This window comes from Streptomyces sp. NPDC022910 (assembly GCF_055561075.1).
In genome coordinates, this window is record NZ_JBVHHL010000067.1 from 11,685 (window position 1) to 28,506 (window position 16,822).

At 72.0% G+C, this 16,822-nt stretch carries 13 protein-coding genes; 11 read left to right on the forward strand and 2 right to left on the reverse strand.

Annotated features, from left to right (window positions below; all coding sequences use genetic code 11):
• Position 1 precedes the first annotated feature (1 nt).
• The 8 genes from nusA (at position 2) to ACZ3TS_RS36735 (ending at position 11,105) form a co-directional block, all read left to right on the forward strand.
• Complete coding sequence (nusA, locus tag ACZ3TS_RS36700) at positions 2 to 997, forward strand: transcription termination factor NusA (RefSeq protein ID WP_467626248.1); 996 nt, start codon at positions 2 to 4, stop codon at positions 995 to 997.
• 127 nt (positions 998 to 1,124) lie between these two features.
• A complete protein-coding gene (locus tag ACZ3TS_RS36705; protein ID WP_467626250.1) occupies positions 1,125 to 1,436 on the forward strand; it encodes a YlxR family protein in 312 nt (103 codons plus the stop codon).
• A 145-nt stretch (positions 1,437 to 1,581) separates the two neighbouring features.
• Positions 1,582 to 4,662 (forward strand): translation initiation factor IF-2, encoded by a 3,081-nt coding sequence (gene infB / locus ACZ3TS_RS36710; protein WP_467626252.1) that lies wholly within the window; start codon positions 1,582 to 1,584, stop codon positions 4,660 to 4,662.
• Between the two features lie 230 nt (positions 4,663 to 4,892).
• A complete protein-coding gene (locus ACZ3TS_RS36715) occupies positions 4,893 to 5,186 on the forward strand; it encodes a DUF503 domain-containing protein (protein WP_467626253.1) in 294 nt (97 codons plus the stop codon).
• 38 nt (positions 5,187 to 5,224) lie between these two features.
• Positions 5,225 to 5,677: a 30S ribosome-binding factor RbfA gene (rbfA, locus tag ACZ3TS_RS36720; RefSeq protein ID WP_467626255.1), complete on the forward strand. Its 453-nt coding sequence runs from the start codon at positions 5,225 to 5,227 to the stop codon at positions 5,675 to 5,677.
• Positions 5,674 to 6,579: a tRNA pseudouridine(55) synthase TruB gene (gene truB, locus ACZ3TS_RS36725; RefSeq protein WP_467626256.1), complete on the forward strand. Its 906-nt coding sequence runs from the start codon at positions 5,674 to 5,676 to the stop codon at positions 6,577 to 6,579. Before rbfA ends, truB begins: the two co-directional genes overlap by 4 nt.
• A gap of 223 nt (positions 6,580 to 6,802) precedes the next feature.
• Positions 6,803 to 9,925 carry a trypsin-like peptidase domain-containing protein gene (locus tag ACZ3TS_RS36730; RefSeq protein WP_467626257.1) on the forward strand — a complete coding sequence of 1,041 codons (3,123 nt, stop codon included), beginning with the start codon at positions 6,803 to 6,805 and terminating at the stop codon, positions 9,923 to 9,925.
• Positions 9,926 to 10,151: 226 nt separating this feature from the next.
• Positions 10,152 to 11,105, forward strand: coding sequence for a bifunctional riboflavin kinase/FAD synthetase (locus ACZ3TS_RS36735; protein WP_467626258.1), 954 nt, complete (start codon positions 10,152 to 10,154; stop codon positions 11,103 to 11,105).
• Between the two features lie 101 nt (positions 11,106 to 11,206).
• Here the strand turns inward: ACZ3TS_RS36735 and ACZ3TS_RS36740 are convergent, their stop codons facing one another.
• Together ACZ3TS_RS36740 and ACZ3TS_RS36745 are read right to left on the reverse strand one after the other, a co-directional pair.
• Positions 11,207 to 14,137, reverse strand: a complete 2,931-nt coding sequence (locus ACZ3TS_RS36740; RefSeq protein ID WP_467626259.1) for an SCO5717 family growth-regulating ATPase — start codon at positions 14,135 to 14,137, stop codon at positions 11,207 to 11,209.
• A 535-nt stretch (positions 14,138 to 14,672) separates the two neighbouring features.
• Positions 14,673 to 14,978: a DUF397 domain-containing protein gene (locus tag ACZ3TS_RS36745; RefSeq protein WP_467626261.1), complete on the reverse strand. Its 306-nt coding sequence runs from the start codon at positions 14,976 to 14,978 to the stop codon at positions 14,673 to 14,675.
• Between the two features lie 545 nt (positions 14,979 to 15,523).
• Between ACZ3TS_RS36745 and ACZ3TS_RS36750 the strand changes: the two genes are divergently transcribed.
• The 3 genes from ACZ3TS_RS36750 to rpsO all read left to right on the forward strand — a co-directional run bounded on the left by ACZ3TS_RS36750 (position 15,524) and on the right by rpsO (position 16,649).
• On the forward strand, positions 15,524 to 15,862 hold the full coding sequence (locus tag ACZ3TS_RS36750; RefSeq protein ID WP_467626262.1) for a hypothetical protein: 339 nt from the start codon (positions 15,524 to 15,526) through the stop codon (positions 15,860 to 15,862).
• A 183-nt stretch (positions 15,863 to 16,045) separates the two neighbouring features.
• Entirely contained in the window at positions 16,046 to 16,195 is a 150-nt protein-coding gene (locus tag ACZ3TS_RS36755; protein WP_467626264.1) for a hypothetical protein, read from the forward strand.
• 166 nt (positions 16,196 to 16,361) lie between these two features.
• Entirely contained in the window at positions 16,362 to 16,649 is a 288-nt protein-coding gene (gene rpsO, locus ACZ3TS_RS36760; RefSeq protein WP_467626265.1) for a 30S ribosomal protein S15, read from the forward strand.
• Positions 16,650 to 16,822: the final 173 nt, after the last annotated feature.

Sequence of the window (16,822 nt, forward strand, 5' to 3'; positions counted from 1 at the left end):
CGTGGACATCGACATGAGTGCCCTGCGGGGCTTGGTACGGGAGAAGGAGATCTCCTTCGACCTGCTGGTCGAGGCGATCGAGGCGGCCCTCCTCATCGCCTACCACCGCACCGAGGGAAGCCGCCGCCACGCGCGTGTGGAGCTCAACCGGGAGACCGGCCATGTGACTGTGTGGGCGAAGGAGGACCCCGAGGACCTGGAGGAGGGGCAGGAGCCGCGCGAGTTCGACGACACCCCGTCGGGCTTCGGGCGCATCGCCGCCACCACCGCCAAGCAGGTCATCCTGCAGCGCCTGCGCGACGCCGAGGACGACGCGACGCTCGGCGAGTACGCGGGCCGTGAGGGCGACATCGTCACCGGTGTGGTCCAGCAGGGCCGCGACCCGAAGAACGTGCTCGTGGACATCGGCAAGCTGGAGGCCATCCTGCCGGTGCAGGAGCAGGTGCCCGGCGAGACGTACGAACACGGCAAGCGGATCCGGTCGTACGTCGTACGGGTGGCCAAGGGGGTGCGCGGCCCGTCCGTGACCCTCTCCCGCACCCACCCCAATCTGGTGAAAAAGCTGTTCGCGCTGGAGGTGCCGGAGATCGCCGACGGGTCCGTCGAGATCGCCGAGATCGCCCGGGAGGCCGGCCACCGTACGAAGATCGCCGTGCGGTCCACCCGTTCGGGTCTGAACGCCAAGGGTGCCTGCATCGGTCCGATGGGCGGTCGTGTGCGCAACGTCATGGGCGAGCTGAACGGCGAGAAGATCGACATCGTCGACTGGTCGGACGACCCGGCCGAGATGGTGGCGAACGCGCTCTCCCCGGCCCGCGTCTCCAAGGTGGAGGTCGTCGATCTGGCGGCCCGCTCCGCGCGCGTGACGGTTCCCGACTACCAGCTGTCGCTGGCGATCGGCAAGGAGGGGCAGAATGCCCGTCTTGCGGCCCGGCTGACCGGCTGGCGGATCGACATCCGGCCCGACACCGAGCAGCCCGCCGAGAGGCGCGACTGAGGCACCTGACCTCGGCCGGGAATAGATCCCGGCCGAGGGCCGCTGAGATCACGACAGTTTCACGCGCGGCAACTGTTCGATTCTTGCCCCAAAGGGGTGAGGTCGGCGCGGGGAGGTAGACTTAAGCGTGTCTGGCCGGACGCATGCCCGCGCATGCCCTGAGCGCACCTGTGTGGGGTGCCGGGAGCGAGCGGCCAAGATCGATCTGTTGCGCACTGTGGTGGCCGGGGATGCATGCGTCCCCGATCCTCGCGGTACGCTGCCCGGCCGGGGTGCGTACGTACACCCCGCCCTGGCCTGTCTGGACCTGGCGGTCCGCCGCCGGGCGTTCCCGCGGGCACTGCGCGCCCCGGGTCCGCTCGACACAAAGGCGTTGCGCCAGTACGTCGAGCAGGCAGAAAGTTGTCAGCAGCACCTTGCTGAGCAGGCAACACGGTAAGACATGCCGTACGGAACCCTGTGCGGCCTGGTACCTCGCGAGTCGAAAGCAGGTCGAGATTGCGATGAGCACTCGATGAGTACGCGATGAGTACGCCCATGAACTAGCGACGGTCCGGCCGCAACCCGGACCTCAAAGGAGCGAAGTGGCTAAGGTCCGGGTCTACGAACTCGCCAAGGAGTTCGGTGTGGAGAGCAAGGTCGTCATGGCCAAGCTCCAGGAACTCGGTGAATTCGTCCGTTCGGCGTCCTCCACGATCGAGGCGCCCGTAGTACGTAAGCTGACCGACGCCTTGCAGCAGGGCAACGGCGGTGGCGCGAAGTCCGCCGCCCCCCGCAAGGCCGCACCGGCGAAGCCGGCCGCGCCCTCTCCGGCGCAGGCCGCACGTCCGGCTGCCCCGCGCCCGCCGGCGCCCAAGCCCCCGGCTGCCGAGCGGCCCGCGGCCCCCGCCGCGGGTCCGCGTCCGACGCCGGGTCCCAAGCCCGCGCCGCGGCCCGCTCCGGCGACCCCGGCACCCGGTGCGCCCGAGTTCACGGCCCCGCCGTCGGCTCCGGCTGCTCAGACCCCCACCCCGCGCCCGGGTGCCCGTCCCGGCCCCGGCGCCCCCAGGCCCGGCGGCCGTCCGTCCACGCCCGGTCAGGGGCAGGGTCAGGGCGGTGCCCACGGCGCGCGTCCCGGCGCTCCGCGTTCGGGCGGCCAGGGCCCGCGTCAGGGTGCCCGTCCGGCGGGTCCCCGCCCGGGCAACAACCCCTTCACCTCCGGTGGGTCCACCGGCATGGCGCGCCCGCAAGCGCCCCGGCCGGGCGGTGCCCCGCGTCCCGGCGGTCCCGGTGCCCCTGGTGCCCCGCGCCCGCAGGGCGCCGGCCAGGGCGGTCCCCGTCCGCAGGGTGCGGGCGGCGGTCCGCGTCCGCAGGCTCCGGGCGGTCCCCGGCCGACTCCGGGCGGCATGCCCCGTCCGCAGGGCGGTCCGCGTCCCGGCGGTGGCCCCGCGGGTCCGCGTCCGAACCCCGGCATGATGCCGCAGCGTCCCGCTGCCGGCCCGCGCCCCGGCCCCGGCCCCGGCGGCCGCGGCCCGGCCGGTGCCGGTCGTCCCGGTGGCGGCGGCGGTCGTCCGGGCGGCGGTGGCGGTTTCGCCGGTCGTCCCGGTGGCGGCGCAGGTCGTCCCGGTGGCGGTGGCGGTTTTGCCGGTCGTCCCGGTGGCGGTGGCCCCGGCGGTGGTGGCGGCGGCTTCGGTGCCGGTGGTGGCGCCGGTCGTCCCGGCTTCGGCGGTCGTCCCGGTGGTCCCGGTGGCCGCGGTGGCACACAGGGTGCCTTCGGCCGTCCCGGCGGTCCGGCACGTCGTGGCCGCAAGTCGAAGCGGCAGCGCCGTCAGGAGTACGAGGCCATGCAGGCCCCGTCGGTCGGCGGCGTGATGCTGCCTCGCGGCAACGGCGAGACCATTCGCCTGTCGCGCGGTGCGTCGCTCACCGACTTCGCGGAGAAGATCAACGCCAACCCGGCGTCCCTCGTCGCGGTCATGATGAACCTGGGCGAGATGGTCACGGCCACGCAGTCCGTCTCCGACGAGACGCTGCAGCTCCTCGCAGGCGAGATGAACTACACGGTTCAGATCGTCAGCCCCGAGGAGGAGGACCGCGAACTGCTCGAGTCCTTCGACATCGAGTTCGGCGAGGACGAGGGCGACGAGGAGGACCTGGTGGTCCGCCCGCCGGTCGTCACCGTCATGGGTCACGTCGACCACGGCAAGACCCGTCTGCTCGACGCCATCCGCAAGACGAACGTCATCGCGGGCGAGGCCGGTGGCATCACCCAGCACATCGGTGCCTACCAGGTCGCGACTCACGTCAACGGCGACGACCGGGCGATCACCTTCATCGACACCCCGGGTCACGAGGCGTTCACCGCCATGCGTGCCCGTGGTGCGAAGTCGACCGACATCGCGATCCTCGTGGTGGCGGCCAACGACGGTGTGATGCCCCAGACGGTCGAGGCCCTGAACCACGCCAAGGCGGCCGACGTGCCGATCGTGGTCGCGGTCAACAAGATCGACGTCGAGGGCGCGGACCCGACCAAGGTGCGCGGTCAGCTGACCGAGTACGGCCTGGTGGCCGAGGAGTACGGCGGCGACACGATGTTCGTCGACATCTCCGCCAAGCAGGGCCTGCACATCGACAGCCTCCTGGAGGCGGTCGTCCTGACCGCCGACGCCGCCCTGGACCTTCGGGCCAACCCGAACCAGGACGCGCAGGGCATCGCGATCGAGTCCCGCCTCGACCGCGGCCGTGGTGCCGTGTCGACGGTCCTCGTCCAGCGAGGCACGCTGCGGGTCGGCGACACGATGGTGGTCGGCGACGCGTACGGCCGCGTGCGGGCGATGCTCGACGACAACGGCAACAACGTCGCCGAGGCAGGTCCGTCGACGCCGGTCCAGGTGCTGGGCCTGACCAACGTCCCGGGTGCCGGTGACAACTTCCTCGTGGTCGAGGAGGACCGTACGGCCCGCCAGATCGCGGAGAAGCGTGCCGCGCGCGAGCGGAACGCGGCGTTCGCCAAGCGCACGCGTCGTGTGTCGCTGGAGGACCTGGACAAGGTGCTGAAGGCCGGCGAGGTCCAGCAGCTGAACCTGATCATCAAGGGCGACGCTTCTGGTTCGGTCGAGGCCCTGGAGTCCTCTCTGCTCCAGCTGGACGTCGGCGAAGAGGTCGACATCCGCGTCCTGCACCGCGGCGTCGGTGCGGTCACGGAGTCGGACATCGACCTGGCGATGGGCTCGGACGCCATCGTGATCGGCTTCAACGTGCGCGCGGCGGGTCGTGCGGCGCAGATGGCCGAGCGCGAGGGCGTGGACGTCCGGTACTACTCGGTCATCTACCAGGCGATCGAGGAGATCGAGGCGGCCCTGAAGGGCATGCTGAAGCCGGAGTTCGAGGAGGTCGAGCTCGGTACGGCGGAGATCCGCGAGGTCTTCAAGTCGTCCAAGCTGGGCAACATCGCGGGTGTGCTCATCCGCTCCGGCGAGGTCAGGCGCAACACCAAGGCGCGCCTCATCCGCGACGGCAAGGTGGTCGCGGAGAACCTCACGATCGAGGGTCTGCGTCGCTTCAAGGACGACGTCACCGAGATCCGCGAAGGGTTCGAGGGCGGTATCAACCTCGGCAACTTCAACGACATCAAGGTGGACGACGTCATCGCGACGTACGAGATGCGCGAGAAGCCGCGGGCGTAACAGCCGACGGTTCACCGGCTGGCCGACGGGACCTGGTTCCCGTCGGCCAGTCGGCCGTGTGGCGGAGCTGACGCTCCTGCCCCCGGCCCAAGAGCCCTGTAGCGGGTGGCACAGGGGCGGACGGAAACCCCGTCGAGTCGTTCCTGTGTTCGTTGTACGGTTTTCGTGTCCCTGCCCATTCCGACGGCGGGGTCATCGATCCCGTACCGGCGGGTCATCCGGATACACACATGTACGTGGGGACTCTGTCCTTCGACCTCCTCCTCGGCGACGTGCGATCGCTGAAGGAGAAGCGCTCCGTCGTCCGCCCGATCGTCGCCGAGCTCCAGCGGAAGTACGCGGTGAGCGCGGCCGAGGTGGACCACATGGACCTCTACCGGCGGGCCGGTATCGGCCTCGCGATGGTCTCCGGCGACGCGGGGCATCTGACCGACGTACTCGACCGGTGCGAGCGGCTGGTCGCCGGGCGCCCCGAGGTGGAGCTGCTGTCCGTCAGACGGCGCTTCCACGGCGACGACGACTGACCGAAGAACACAGACAGGAAAGAACGGGAGACGGACCAGTGGCCGACAACGCGCGGGCTAAGAGGCTGGCGGACCTCATCCGAGAGGTGGTGGCCCAGAAGCTGCAGCGCGGGATCAAGGACCCGCGGCTCGGCTCGAACGTCACCATCACGGACACCCGGGTGACGGGTGATCTGCGGGAGGCGACCGTCTTCTACACGGTGTACGGGGACGAGGAGGAGCGGAAAGCCGCGGCCGCCGGTCTGGAGAGCGCCAAGGGCATCCTGCGCTCCGAGGTCGGACGGGCCGCCGGGGTGAAGTTCACACCGACCCTCACCTTCGTCGCGGACGCCCTCCCGGACACCGCGAGGACCATCGAGGACCTCCTCGACAAGGCGCGTGCCTCCGACGAGAAGGTGCGCGAGGCGGCCACGGGCGCCGCCTACGCCGGTGAGGCCGACCCGTACAAGAAGCCGGGCTCCGAGGACGAGACGGACGACACCGCCGAATGACCCAGCAGCACAACACGCCCGACGGCCTCGTCATCGTCGACAAGCCGTCGGGCTTCACTTCGCACGACGTCGTCGCCAAGATGCGCGGAATCGCGAAGACACGTCGCGTCGGCCACGCGGGGACCCTGGACCCCATGGCGACCGGCGTGCTCGTCCTCGGAGTGGAGAAGGCCACCAAGCTCCTCGGGCACCTCGCCCTGACCGAGAAGGAGTACCTGGGGACCGTCAGGCTCGGGCAGAACACCGTCACGGACGACGCCGAGGGAGAGATCACCTCCTCCACCGACGCCTCCAAGGTCACCCGCGACGCCATCGACGCGGGGATCGCCAAGCTCACGGGCGACATCCTGCAGGTGCCGTCCAAGGTCAGCGCCATCAAGATCAACGGCGTGCGGTCCTACAAGCGGGCGCGGGAAGGCGAGGACTTCGACATCCCGGCCCGGCCCGTCACCGTTTCCTCCTTCACGGTGTACGACGTCCGGGACGCCGTCGCCGAGGACGGCACCCCGGTGCTCGACCTGATCGTCTCCGTCGTCTGCTCCTCCGGCACGTACATCCGGGCCCTCGCCCGTGACCTCGGCGCCGACCTGGGCGTCGGTGGCCACCTCACCGCACTGCGGCGCACCCGCGTCGGGCCCTACAAGCTGGACTCCGCCCGCACCCTGGACCAGCTGCAGGAGGAGCTCACCGTGATGCCGATCGCCGAGGCCGCCGCGGCTGCGTTCCCGCGCTGGGACGTGGACGCCAGGCGGGCCCGGCTGCTCACGAACGGCGTGCGCCTGGAGATGCCCGGCGAGTACGGGGGCGCCGGCCCGGTCGCCGTCTTCGGCCCCGAGGGCCGGTTCGTCGCGCTCGTGGAGGAGCTCAAGGGCAAGGCGAAGAGCGTGGCCGTGTTCGGCTGAGCCCTGCCCGTGGAGCGGCGTCACGGGGATTCGAGCCGCCGCTCCACGGTCCCCCTCGGTTCCCCCCACAGAGGTGTATCCATCCCCTCGCGTCTATTCACCCCATCGAGCAGGCGCTCGGAGTGAACCGAGGGAGTGGAAGGGGGCGCGTTCGCCGCAGGATCTGTCCCGCTGATCTTCGTCGGCCTACCGTCGAATCCAAGTACGGCGGGGAGGTTCGAGCATGGCGGGACGGGGCTCTCGGACACCGGACGCAGGCCGGGAGGCACGCAGCACCGGAGCCACGCTGTTACGCGTGTGCGACCAGGCGGGACGTCCCCGCGGCACCGGATTCGCCGTCGACCACGACGGCACGGTGATCACCGGCCACGAGGCCGTCGACGGAGCGTCCCGGCTGGTGCTGCAGGCGCCGGACGAGCGCGTCTGCGTGGTCGGCGCCGAGGAGGTGACGCCGCTGCCCCACGCAGGCCTGGCCCTCGTCCGCACCGTGGGCCTCGGCCTCGACCCGCTCCCCGTCACGGCGCGGAACCACGTCGAGACCGGTACGTACGTCAGGATCGCGGCGGCCGGCTGGCGCGAGGCACGCCTCCTCGCCACGACAGCCGTCACCTACCGGGCCACGGACCGCTGCCACCACCTCCATGCCGCACTGGAGTTGGCGATCGGCACGGCGGGCAGCGAAGCGCTCCGCGCGGGCGGCGGCGCGGCCGGCGGCCCGGTGCTCGACGCCGCCACCGGCGCCGTACTGGCCGTGCTCGGCACCGCGCTGCACACGGAACACCGGACGACGGGGTTCGCGGTGCCCCTGCGAGGCCTCGGACAACCGCTGGAGGCGCTGCTGGCCCGCAACGCGGAGACGGTGCCCGCGTACGGGGCCGACCTGAACCTCGCGGGCGTCCTGGAACTCACGGCGACGGCGTCGTACGGCCCGCCCGACGACGGCGAACCCGTCCTCCAACGCACCCCGCTCCTCAGGGAGTTCGCGGCCTTCGAGAAGGGCAGGGCGGCCGTCCTCGGTCTCGTCGGGTCCCCCGGCAGCGGTCGTACGACGCAACTCGCCTCCCTCGCCGCACGGCGCGCCCGGGGTCCCGAGCCGGCCCCCGTGCTGTGGTTGCGCGGGGCGGAGCTCAGGGACACGGACACATCCCTGGCCGACGCGGTGAGACGGGCGCTGGAGCGGGCGGTACGGATCCGGGCGGCGTCCGGGGGCTCAGCGGCCGGCACCGGCGCCGGCGCAGGTGGGCCGGGCGCCATCGGCCCCGAGCACCTGGCCTGCGTCGCACGGGACGCGGGACGCCCACTGCTGCTCCTCCTCGACGAACCCGAGCAGATGCCGCCCTCACTCGCCCACCGCCTCCCCGGCTGGACGACGGCCACGGCCACATGGCTGCGCGAGACCGGGACACGACTCGTGGTGGCATGCCGCGCGGAGTACTGGGAGCGGGCCGGGGCGGAGTTTCCGGGGAAGATGGTGCACCGGGGGTGCGCTGCGGTACCGGAGGCACACGGGCGGGAACCGCAACGGGAGGAACTGGCCGACCGGTTCCGAGGCACGCACCTCGACCTGGATGTCGCCCTGCACGCCCTGGTGCACGCGAACGTACGGGACGCGCGGGAGCGTCCGGTGTCCTCCCTGGCGGCGACGGCGGCCGCACGCCGTCGCGCCCATGTCGTGGACCGCCCCGCCCCGCCCCGAACCCTGCCCGTCCCAGCCCACCGCATGGGCCCGGTCGTACGGGCGCTGCTCCTGCTGGCCCGCCAGGAGGGCCCCGCCGAACTCGCTCTGCGTCTGGAGGACTTGGTGCACGCGGTGGACGCGCTGCTGCCGGCCCGCGCCACCCTGCCGGAGAAGGCCACCCCGGCGGACGACGCCATCTGGTGGGCCACCCGCCTCCTCACGGACACCCTCCTGCGCCTGCCCGACGCGACGCCGTACCTCCACGTCCTGCGCTTCCTCGCCGACCGCATCGTGCGGTGGCGGGCCCAGGGGCGGGGCGTGCCCGACGCGCTCGGCCCTTCGTTCTGGGAGAAGCTGCCGGTGCCGGACGCGGAACGCTTCGACCTGCTGAGACGGCTGGTCGCGGCGGACGAGGCCCCTTGGGCGACCGGGGAGAAGACCGGGGGGAGCGGCACGGGGGACGACGAAGCGCCCGACGACCGTCCCCCTCCGCGCCCGCCCGGCACCCTCCGCTGTCTGGACGTCGTCTCACGGCTCCTCGCCGCCGATCCCGTCGCCGTACAACGCCATCTCACCCGCTGGTTCGACGACGAACGCCCGCTGCCCGCCACCCCGCACGCAACCGTGGCCACCGCCGCCCAGGCCCTGCTGTACACGCACCGGCGACACGCCCTCGACGATCTCACCGACGCGCTCGTCGACAGCGCGCACCGGCGCGGCGACGAGCTGCTCGCCGTGCTCGCCGAGGAGGAACCCTCGGCGGTGTGCCGGGCCGTGGACCGGTGGGCGCACGAGGCGCAGCCCCCGCGATGGACGGCGGCGGTGGCATACGGGCTGCGCGCCGCCCCGTACGTCCGCACCGAGGCCGACCGCGAGCGGCTGCGCCACGCGGCCCTCGCCCTGCTCGCCCGTCCCGCCGACTGCACCGTGCACGGTGGTGCCCTGGCCCTCCTGGTCCGTGACCCGCTGACCCGCTCCCGGCACCTGCCGCAGGCCCTCGCACGGTTCGCCGCCGGTGATCCACAACTGTCCGCGAGCACCCTGGTCACCGCCCTCGCGACCCATCCGGAACCGGTGCTCGCCGCGTTCCACACCCGGCTGCGGCAGTCCGGACCCGACGTGCGCGAGACCCTGAGCGTCCTCGTCGACGCCACGACGCCCGCCGTCGCCCACCCGGTCGCCGCCCTCCTACGCGAGACCGTGGCACAGCGCCCGGAGCCGGATGCGACCCCTGCCCGCTCCAGCGAGGCGGAGAGGCTGGCAGAGCACATCGCCTCTGATGTGGGCCGACGTACGGACCGTGGCCTCGCCGCCCGCGCTGTGCTTCTGCCGCTGGTCGCCGGACTCCTCGACGGCGGGCCGCCGCAGCTGCGGTCCGCGCTCGCCGCCGTGCTGGCCGCGCCCGGCGGCGAGGAGTCCCGCTCCCTGCGGAAGGAACTGCTCGATCTGCTGCTCGGGCGGGAGCGCGACCCCGCGGTCCTGGACGCCGTGCTGCGCGCCGCCGCCGACGGTGTGTACCGCGGTGGGGAGGAGCACGCCCGCCACGTGATCCACCGGGTCGGCCTGTTCCTGGCCGCACCCCGGAAGGCGCCGCACGCTTCGACCGCGGTCTGTTCGACCTCGCCCGGCACGTCCCCGGCTTCGCCCGGCTCGTCGCCCGCTGGCTGACCGACGCCCCCGCGGAATGGGCCGTTCTGGTCGGTCCTAGCACCCGCCGCATGATCGAGAACCTCGCGGGCCTACGGGTCCCGGCTTGACCGCCGCCGTCCCCGGGCGTCTCACGTGCCGCCCGTCACAGCTCCCATGCCGATGCGGGCCGGAGCCACCCGGCATGGCACCCTTAGACCTGCGTATGAGGCAGACACGGACACGGGTTCGACGAGGAGCGGTCACTGTGCAGCGCTGGCGTGGCTTGGAGGACATCCCCCAGGACTGGGGGCGCAGCGTCGTCACCATCGGGTCCTACGACGGAGTCCACCGCGGACACCAGCTGATCATCAGGCATGCCGTGGAACGCGCCCGTGAGCTGGGTGTTCCCTCGGTCGTCGTCACCTTCGACCCGCACCCCAGCGAGGTCGTGCGCCCCGGCAGCCACCCGCCGCTGCTGGCCCCGCACCACCGCCGCGCCGAGCTGATGGCCGATCTGGGTGTCGACGCGGTCCTGATCCTCCCCTTCACCACCGAGTTCTCCCGGCTCTCACCCGCCGACTTCGTGGTCAAGGTCCTGGTGGACAAACTGCACGCCAAGGCCGTGGTCGAGGGCCCGAACTTCCGCTTCGGCCACAAGGCCGCCGGGAACGTGGAATTCCTCGCCGAGCAGGGCAAGACGTACGACTTCGACGTGGAGGTGGTGGACCTCTACGTGACGGGTGAGGCAGGCGGCGGCGAGCCCTTCTCCTCCACCCTGACCCGCCGGCTGATCGCCGAGGGCGACGTCGAGGGCGCGTGCGAGATCCTCGGGCGTCCGCACCGGGTCGAGGGCGTGGTGGTGCGCGGCGCTCAGCGGGGCCGCGACCTCGGTTTCCCGACCGCCAACGTCGAGACGCTCCCGCACACCGCGATCCCGGCCGACGGCGTCTACGCCGGCTGGCTGCACGTCGGGGGCGAGGCGATGCCGGCTGCGATCTCCGTCGGCACGAACCCGCAGTTCGACGGCACCGAGCGGACCGTGGAGGCGTACGCCATCGACCGGGTGGGCCTGGATCTGTACGGGCTGCACGTCGCCGTGGACTTCCTGGCCTTCGTGCGCGGCCAAGCCCGGTTCGAGTCGCTGGAAGCGCTGCTGGAGCAGATGGCGGAGGACGTGAAGCGCTGCCGGGAACTGATCGCGGCGTACGACGCGGGCTGAGTCCGCGGCCTGTCCGTCGTACGAGAACGGGGCGGCCCGCGCCATCAGGCGCGGGCCGCCCCGTTCTCGTTGCCGTCATGGCCCCTGTCGGAGATCTGCGCCTACTGCTGGGGCGGCGGAGGCGGGGTCTGGCCGGGCTGAGGCGAGTACGGCCGGCCCGGCTGGGGCTGCGCGGCCTGACCCGGCTGGGGCTGCTCCGGCCCGCCCGGCTGCGGGTGCCCCGGGGCGGACTGCGGCGGCTGCGGGATCTGGCCCGGCACGGGCCGGCCAGGGATGTACTGACCGGGGATGTGCTGGCCGGGGACCGGCTGCCCCGGGATCTGGCCGGGAAGCGGCTGGCCCGGCAGCGGTGGCGCGGCGACCGGGGGCGGGTTGCCGTCCGAGGTCCACAGCCCGTGCGACTGCTGGTGTCGTGCGATGTCCTCGGCGACCATCGCGGCCAGCGTGAAGTACGCCTCCCGAACCTTCGGCCGCATCATGTCGAGGTCGACCTCCGCGCCCGCCGCCAGGTGCTCGTCGAACGGCACGACCACGACACCGCGGCACCGCGTCTCGAAGTGCGCGACGATGTCCTCCACCTTGATCATCTTTCCGGTCTCGCGCACCCCTGAGATGACGGTGATGGACCTGGCGACCAGGTCCGCGTACCCGTGCGCCGACAGCCAGTCCAGCGTCGTGCTCGCGCTGCTCGCGCCGTCGACCGACGGCGTCGAGATGATGATGAGCTGGTCGGCGAGGTCGAGCACACCGCGCATCGCGCTGTACAGCAGACCCGTGCCGGAGTCGGTGAGGATGATCGGGTACTGCTTGCCGAGCACGTCGATCGCGCGCCGGTAGTCCTCGTCATTGAAGGTCGTGGAGACGGCCGGGTCGACGTCGTTGGCGATGATCTCCAGGCCGGAGGGGGCCTGGGACGTGAACCGCCGGATGTCCATGTACGAGTTGAGGTACGGGATCGCCTGGACGAGGTCGCGGATGGTCGCGCCGGTCTCGCGGCGCACCCGACGGCCGAGCGTGCCGGCGTCCGGGTTGGCGTCGATCGCCAGGATCTTGTCCTGCCGCTCGGTGGCGAGCGTGGAGCCCAGCGCGGTGGTCGTGGTCGTCTTGCCGACACCGCCCTTGAGGCTGATGACGGCGATCCGGTAGCACGACAGCACCGGCGTGCGGATCAGGTCCAGCTTCCGCTGCCGCTCGGCCTCCTCCTTCTTGCCGCCGAGCTTGAACCGGCCACCGACCCCGGCCGGACGGCCGCTCTTCGCCTTCTGCTTCTTGTTGTTGAGCAGCCGGTCGGAGGACAACTCCACTGCGGCGGTGTATCCCAGGGGCGCGACACCGGGGTGGGTCTGCTGCCGCTGATCGTGCTGCACGGGCTGCGGCCAGGTGGACCCAGCGCGCGGATCGACCGGGGGCTGCGGCTGGGCGGGCGGCTGCGGGAAACCATGACCACCGGGCTGCGCCGGGGAGTTGGCCGCGGCCTGGGGCGGGAAGCCGTAGCCGGCCTGGGGTGCCGGAGACTGCGGGCCGGAAGGGTGGTGAGGCGCGGGGGCGCTCGGCTGCGGAGCCTGGGCATGGGGAGCCGGGGCAGGCGTCTGCGCGTTCGGCGCCTGGGCGTGTGGAGCCGGTGCTGGTGCCTGTGGGTTGGGCTGGGGGAAGCCGTAGCCGCTCTGCGCCGGCACGGGCGCGCTCGGCTGCGGGAATCCGTAACCCGCCTGCTGGGCAGCGGGGTTGGGTGCCGGGGGAGTCGGGACTCCCGGCTGAGGGAATCCGTAACCGGCCTGCGCGGGCGGGGTGTCGCCGGCCGGGCCGGGCGCCGGGGGAGCCGGGACGCCGGGCTGCGGGAATCCGTAGCCGGCCTGCTGCCCGTCGGCGGGCGTGCTCGGCGCGGGCTGGTTCCAGGCAGCGGGAGCGGTCTGCGGCGCCTGCGGCTGGGACGGCGGCTGCTGAGGCGGAACGGGCGGCTGCGGCTGGGGCTGCCCCTGCGCCGCGGCATCGGCGGCCTGGGGCATGGCGGGCCACTGTGCCGCGGGACCGGGAGCGGCCGGCTGGTAGGCGGGCGGCAGCGGCGGGACCGTGCTCTGCGGCACCGGCGGCGGGGTCCAGCCCTGCGGCGGCTGTACGTTCCCGGAGGCGTCCGGGGCGGGGGCCGCCCCGGCGTCCTGGGAGACGGCGGGAACGGCACCGGCGGCGTCGGCGGCGTCAGCGCCCTTGGACAGCGTGCTCCGGCCGCCCTCGTGCTCGGTGCTGTGCCCTCCGGCGTCCGCCGAGGCGGCGTCGGCGACGACATCGGCGGACGTGGTGTCGGGAGACGGGGCCTCCGACGCGTCGGAGGCGCCGGTCCCGGAGGTGGCGGGAACCGCGGCCACGGGCGGCGTCGGCGAGGTCTCCTTCGCGTCCGGGGCCGCCGCATCACCGGAGGACTTCCCCTGGGCCTCCCCCGTCACGTGCGGGGCGGGGCCGGAGTCACCGGCGCCGTCGACGGCACCGCTCGCGTCGGCGGCGGAGTCCTGTCCACTCTCGGCACCGGCGTTCGCCACGGCCTCCGGGCCGCCCGTCTCCTGGCCGTCGACCGAAGCAGGTGAGGCAGCGTCCGCCGAGGGCGCGGACAGTTCGAAGTCGCCGCTGTCCTGCGCGCCTTCGCCTGCCGTGTCGCTCTCCGGCCCCTCCGAGGGCGCCTCGGCCGGTGGGGTCCACACGGGAAAACCGTCGTCGGACGACGGGCTCGGCACGTCGACCGGGTTCCCGACCGGTGGAGCGGGTGCGGTCGGCGCGGGCGTGCCCGCCTCGGCGGACGCAGTCGACGGTGCAGGTGGGACGGGCGCCGTGGGCGCGGGCGGAACCGGCGCGGCGGGAGCCTGTGCGGCCGTCTCCGACGACGTGTCCGCCGACCCCTCGGACGCGTTCGGCGTGTACCAGGCGGGCGGCGCGTAGTCGATGGTGAACTCGCCCGTCATCTCGGTGGCGGACTCGGCGTCGGACTGGTCATCGTCGGGTGAAGCCCAGCCCCCGCGGATCCCGTTCCGATCGCTGTTCACAGTTCCTCCTGGTGTGGTCGAGCACCCTCATGCCGTGCTGGGACGACCGCTCTCGTTGTACGAAGTCGTCCGACTTCGTCCGATTCCGCCCGGCAATCCCCCTGGGGCGCCGACGGCCCGCCACAGGTTCCGGTGTGGCGCCCTGTCCCAGCCTAATCACCATGAGCGCCCCCACGGCAGGCCCGTCCGCGGCTCCGCGCCCGCCCATGGCGTCACATCCCGCCCACGCGTGACTCGCTTACGAGCGGAGGCCGTTGACAAACCGAATCGAAGTGGCGAACAAACCAGACGAAAGCAGGGTGCGAAACGGTCGCAACCACCTCATGGCAGACCGCGGTTGTGCCCAATCGGCCGACAATCGTCGCCGATCAGTCCACGCTCCATGGTGTCCCCAACAGTCCCGGCTTGGTTTCGGTCGGCCGATCAGCCGCCGGTTGCGGATCGCCGGAGTGCGGAGTCGGAGGCGGTGCTTCGCGCGGGTGGCGGTCGGCGGGTCGGCAGGGGCGGAGCCGGTGGGGACGCGGTGTCACGTGTGTTACTGAGCGGTGTCCGCCTCCAGCCCGCCGTCGTGCGGAGCCGGCTTCAGATCGAACTCCCCGTCCCGCGCGCCGAGAACGAAGGCTCGCCACTCGGCCTCCGTGTACCTCAGCACGGTGTCCGGATCGAGCGACGACCGCATGGCGACCGCACCCCCCGGCAAATAGGCGATCTCGACGCGCTCCTCGTGCTCCTCGGTCCCGGGAGCGCTGTGCCACTGGACTCCCGAGATGTCGAGGGCGTACAGCTCGTCCTTCTCGCGCTCTTTCCGTTCCCTGACTTCCTTGTCCAGCGCATCGGCCATCGTGGACGGTCCCTTCGCGACGTACGAACGAGCTACGCGCTCACAGTACTTGGGCGGAGGCGTCGCCGTAGGTGGGAGAGGCTGCCGACTACTCCGCGGAGACTTTGCAGTTGGAAGCGTCATGTCCAGGGCCAAAGTGGCGCCCGGTATCACATGAGTAATGCGGCACGGGGGTGGCGCGGTCCTGAGACTCGCGCGGAAGACGTGTGAGCCCGGCAATCCGACGTGAGCTTCGGCCACCTTCTGCCTTGCACTTTCAGTCCGCCCTGGCGGCGGACCGTGCCCCGGGCCAGGCGCCGCAGACGAGTGCTCGCCGTCGCGACCCGCGCGCTCTCCGCCGTGCTGGGCGTCGTTGGTGGGCTGATGCGGTCCCAGTCCGGCCGTACGACCGCGGACACCGAGGCTGCGGTGGTCCGGCAGGCTCCGGACGAGATCAGAGAAACGGTCGAGAAGACTCCGCGCACCCCCCGGGAGGACCGTGGTGATCGACCACGAGGAGGAGCATCTCGAGAAGAACGACGCGACCCCCGTTACGCGCCGGGCACATGGGCGACCGGAAGATCTTCGCCAAGGGCGTCGCCGACACGATCACCGGCTTCAGGATCGGCGCCCGCTCGGCGGACGAGAAGGCGTGGACCATCAAGCTGGACGGCCACCTCTGTGCCACCACGCCACACGTCACCGCGGTGGTCGTGCAGCCTTCCCAGCGCAAGGGGACCGAGGAAGCCGGCGTCTGCGACGAGGTCCTGTCCTTCGACCTCGACAACGGCAAGAAGCCCTGGCGCGCGGCTGCCGGACGCCGCCGTCGCGTACGTGACGAACATCAACCTGACCATGACGCGGGGCGCGGTGGCCATGGGCGCTGCAGCCCGTCCACTCGCTGAGGACGAGTGGAGACCAGCTCCTGGTGTACCGGCGCACTGCGGACGAAATCGGTCCGGCGGCGGTCGTGCTCCGGAACCCGGGCACCGGTAAGGAAACACCGTTCCTCTTCTTCACCCTGCCGAGCGACGACGAGTACACGCTGAGCAGTCCGGAGCACTCGGACATCGTCGTCGAGCAGGGCCGTGTCTTCATTCGCCGAGCGGAAACCCTCGCCGGACCCGAAGTACCCCAAACACCCCGTGCTGGGGGCCATCGGCATCGGGAGCGCCGAGCAGGGCGGAGCGGTCGACCGGCCGGACAACGACGTCCACCCAGGCTGGTACCCTGTGTGACGGCCGTTCGTGTACGCACCCCCGGACCCCCGCCCAAGACCCCCAAAGGGTCACCCAGGGATCTGGAGGCCGCGCCCAGCGGATCCCCGCCTCCCGAGTCACGGAAGCACCCTGAGACGAAGACCAGGGGCACTCGGTGGCACTCAGAAGACTACGAGGAGTACGCGTGTCGCTCGACGCCGCTACGAAGAAGCAGATCATCGCCGAATTCGGTACCAAGGAGGCGGACACCGGCTCCCCCGAGGTCCAGGTCGCCCTGCTGTCCCGCCGCATCTCCGACCTGACCGAGCACCTCAAGACCCACAAGCACGACCACCACTCCCGCCGTGGTCTGCTGATCCTGGTCGGTCAGCGTCGCCGCCTGCTGCAGTACCTGGCCAAGAAGGACATCCAGCGCTTCCGTACGCTGGTCGACCGTCTCGGCATCCGCCGCGGTGCGGCGGGCGCCAGGTAAGACGCCGTGGAGGGAGCGGTTCCCGCGAGAAGGGGGCCGCTCCCTTTGCTGTACGTGCGGACTGTCACCACCGCTTTGTAGTGTGGTAGCACAACGCAAAACCCAATACGTACGACACAGTGCCAGGAACGCCCGCCCCGGGCGTCTCCGCACACACCGAACGAGGAGAAGCG

What these genes read in the sequence shown, in the direction of transcription:
- ACZ3TS_RS36715 (WP_467626253.1), top strand. Translation starts at nt 4,893, where the DNA reads ATGTACGTGGGGACTCTGTCCTTCGACCTCCTCCTCGGCGACGTGCGA.
- truB (WP_467626256.1), top strand. Translation starts at nt 5,674, where the DNA reads ATGACCCAGCAGCACAACACGCCCGACGGCCTCGTCATCGTCGACAAG.
- ACZ3TS_RS36730 (WP_467626257.1), top strand. Translation starts at nt 6,803, where the DNA reads ATGGCGGGACGGGGCTCTCGGACACCGGACGCAGGCCGGGAGGCACGC.
- ACZ3TS_RS36745 (WP_467626261.1), bottom strand. Translation starts at nt 14,978, where the DNA reads ATGGCCGATGCGCTGGACAAGGAAGTCAGGGAACGGAAAGAGCGCGAG.
- ACZ3TS_RS36750 (WP_467626262.1), top strand. Translation starts at nt 15,524, where the DNA reads ATGGGCGACCGGAAGATCTTCGCCAAGGGCGTCGCCGACACGATCACC.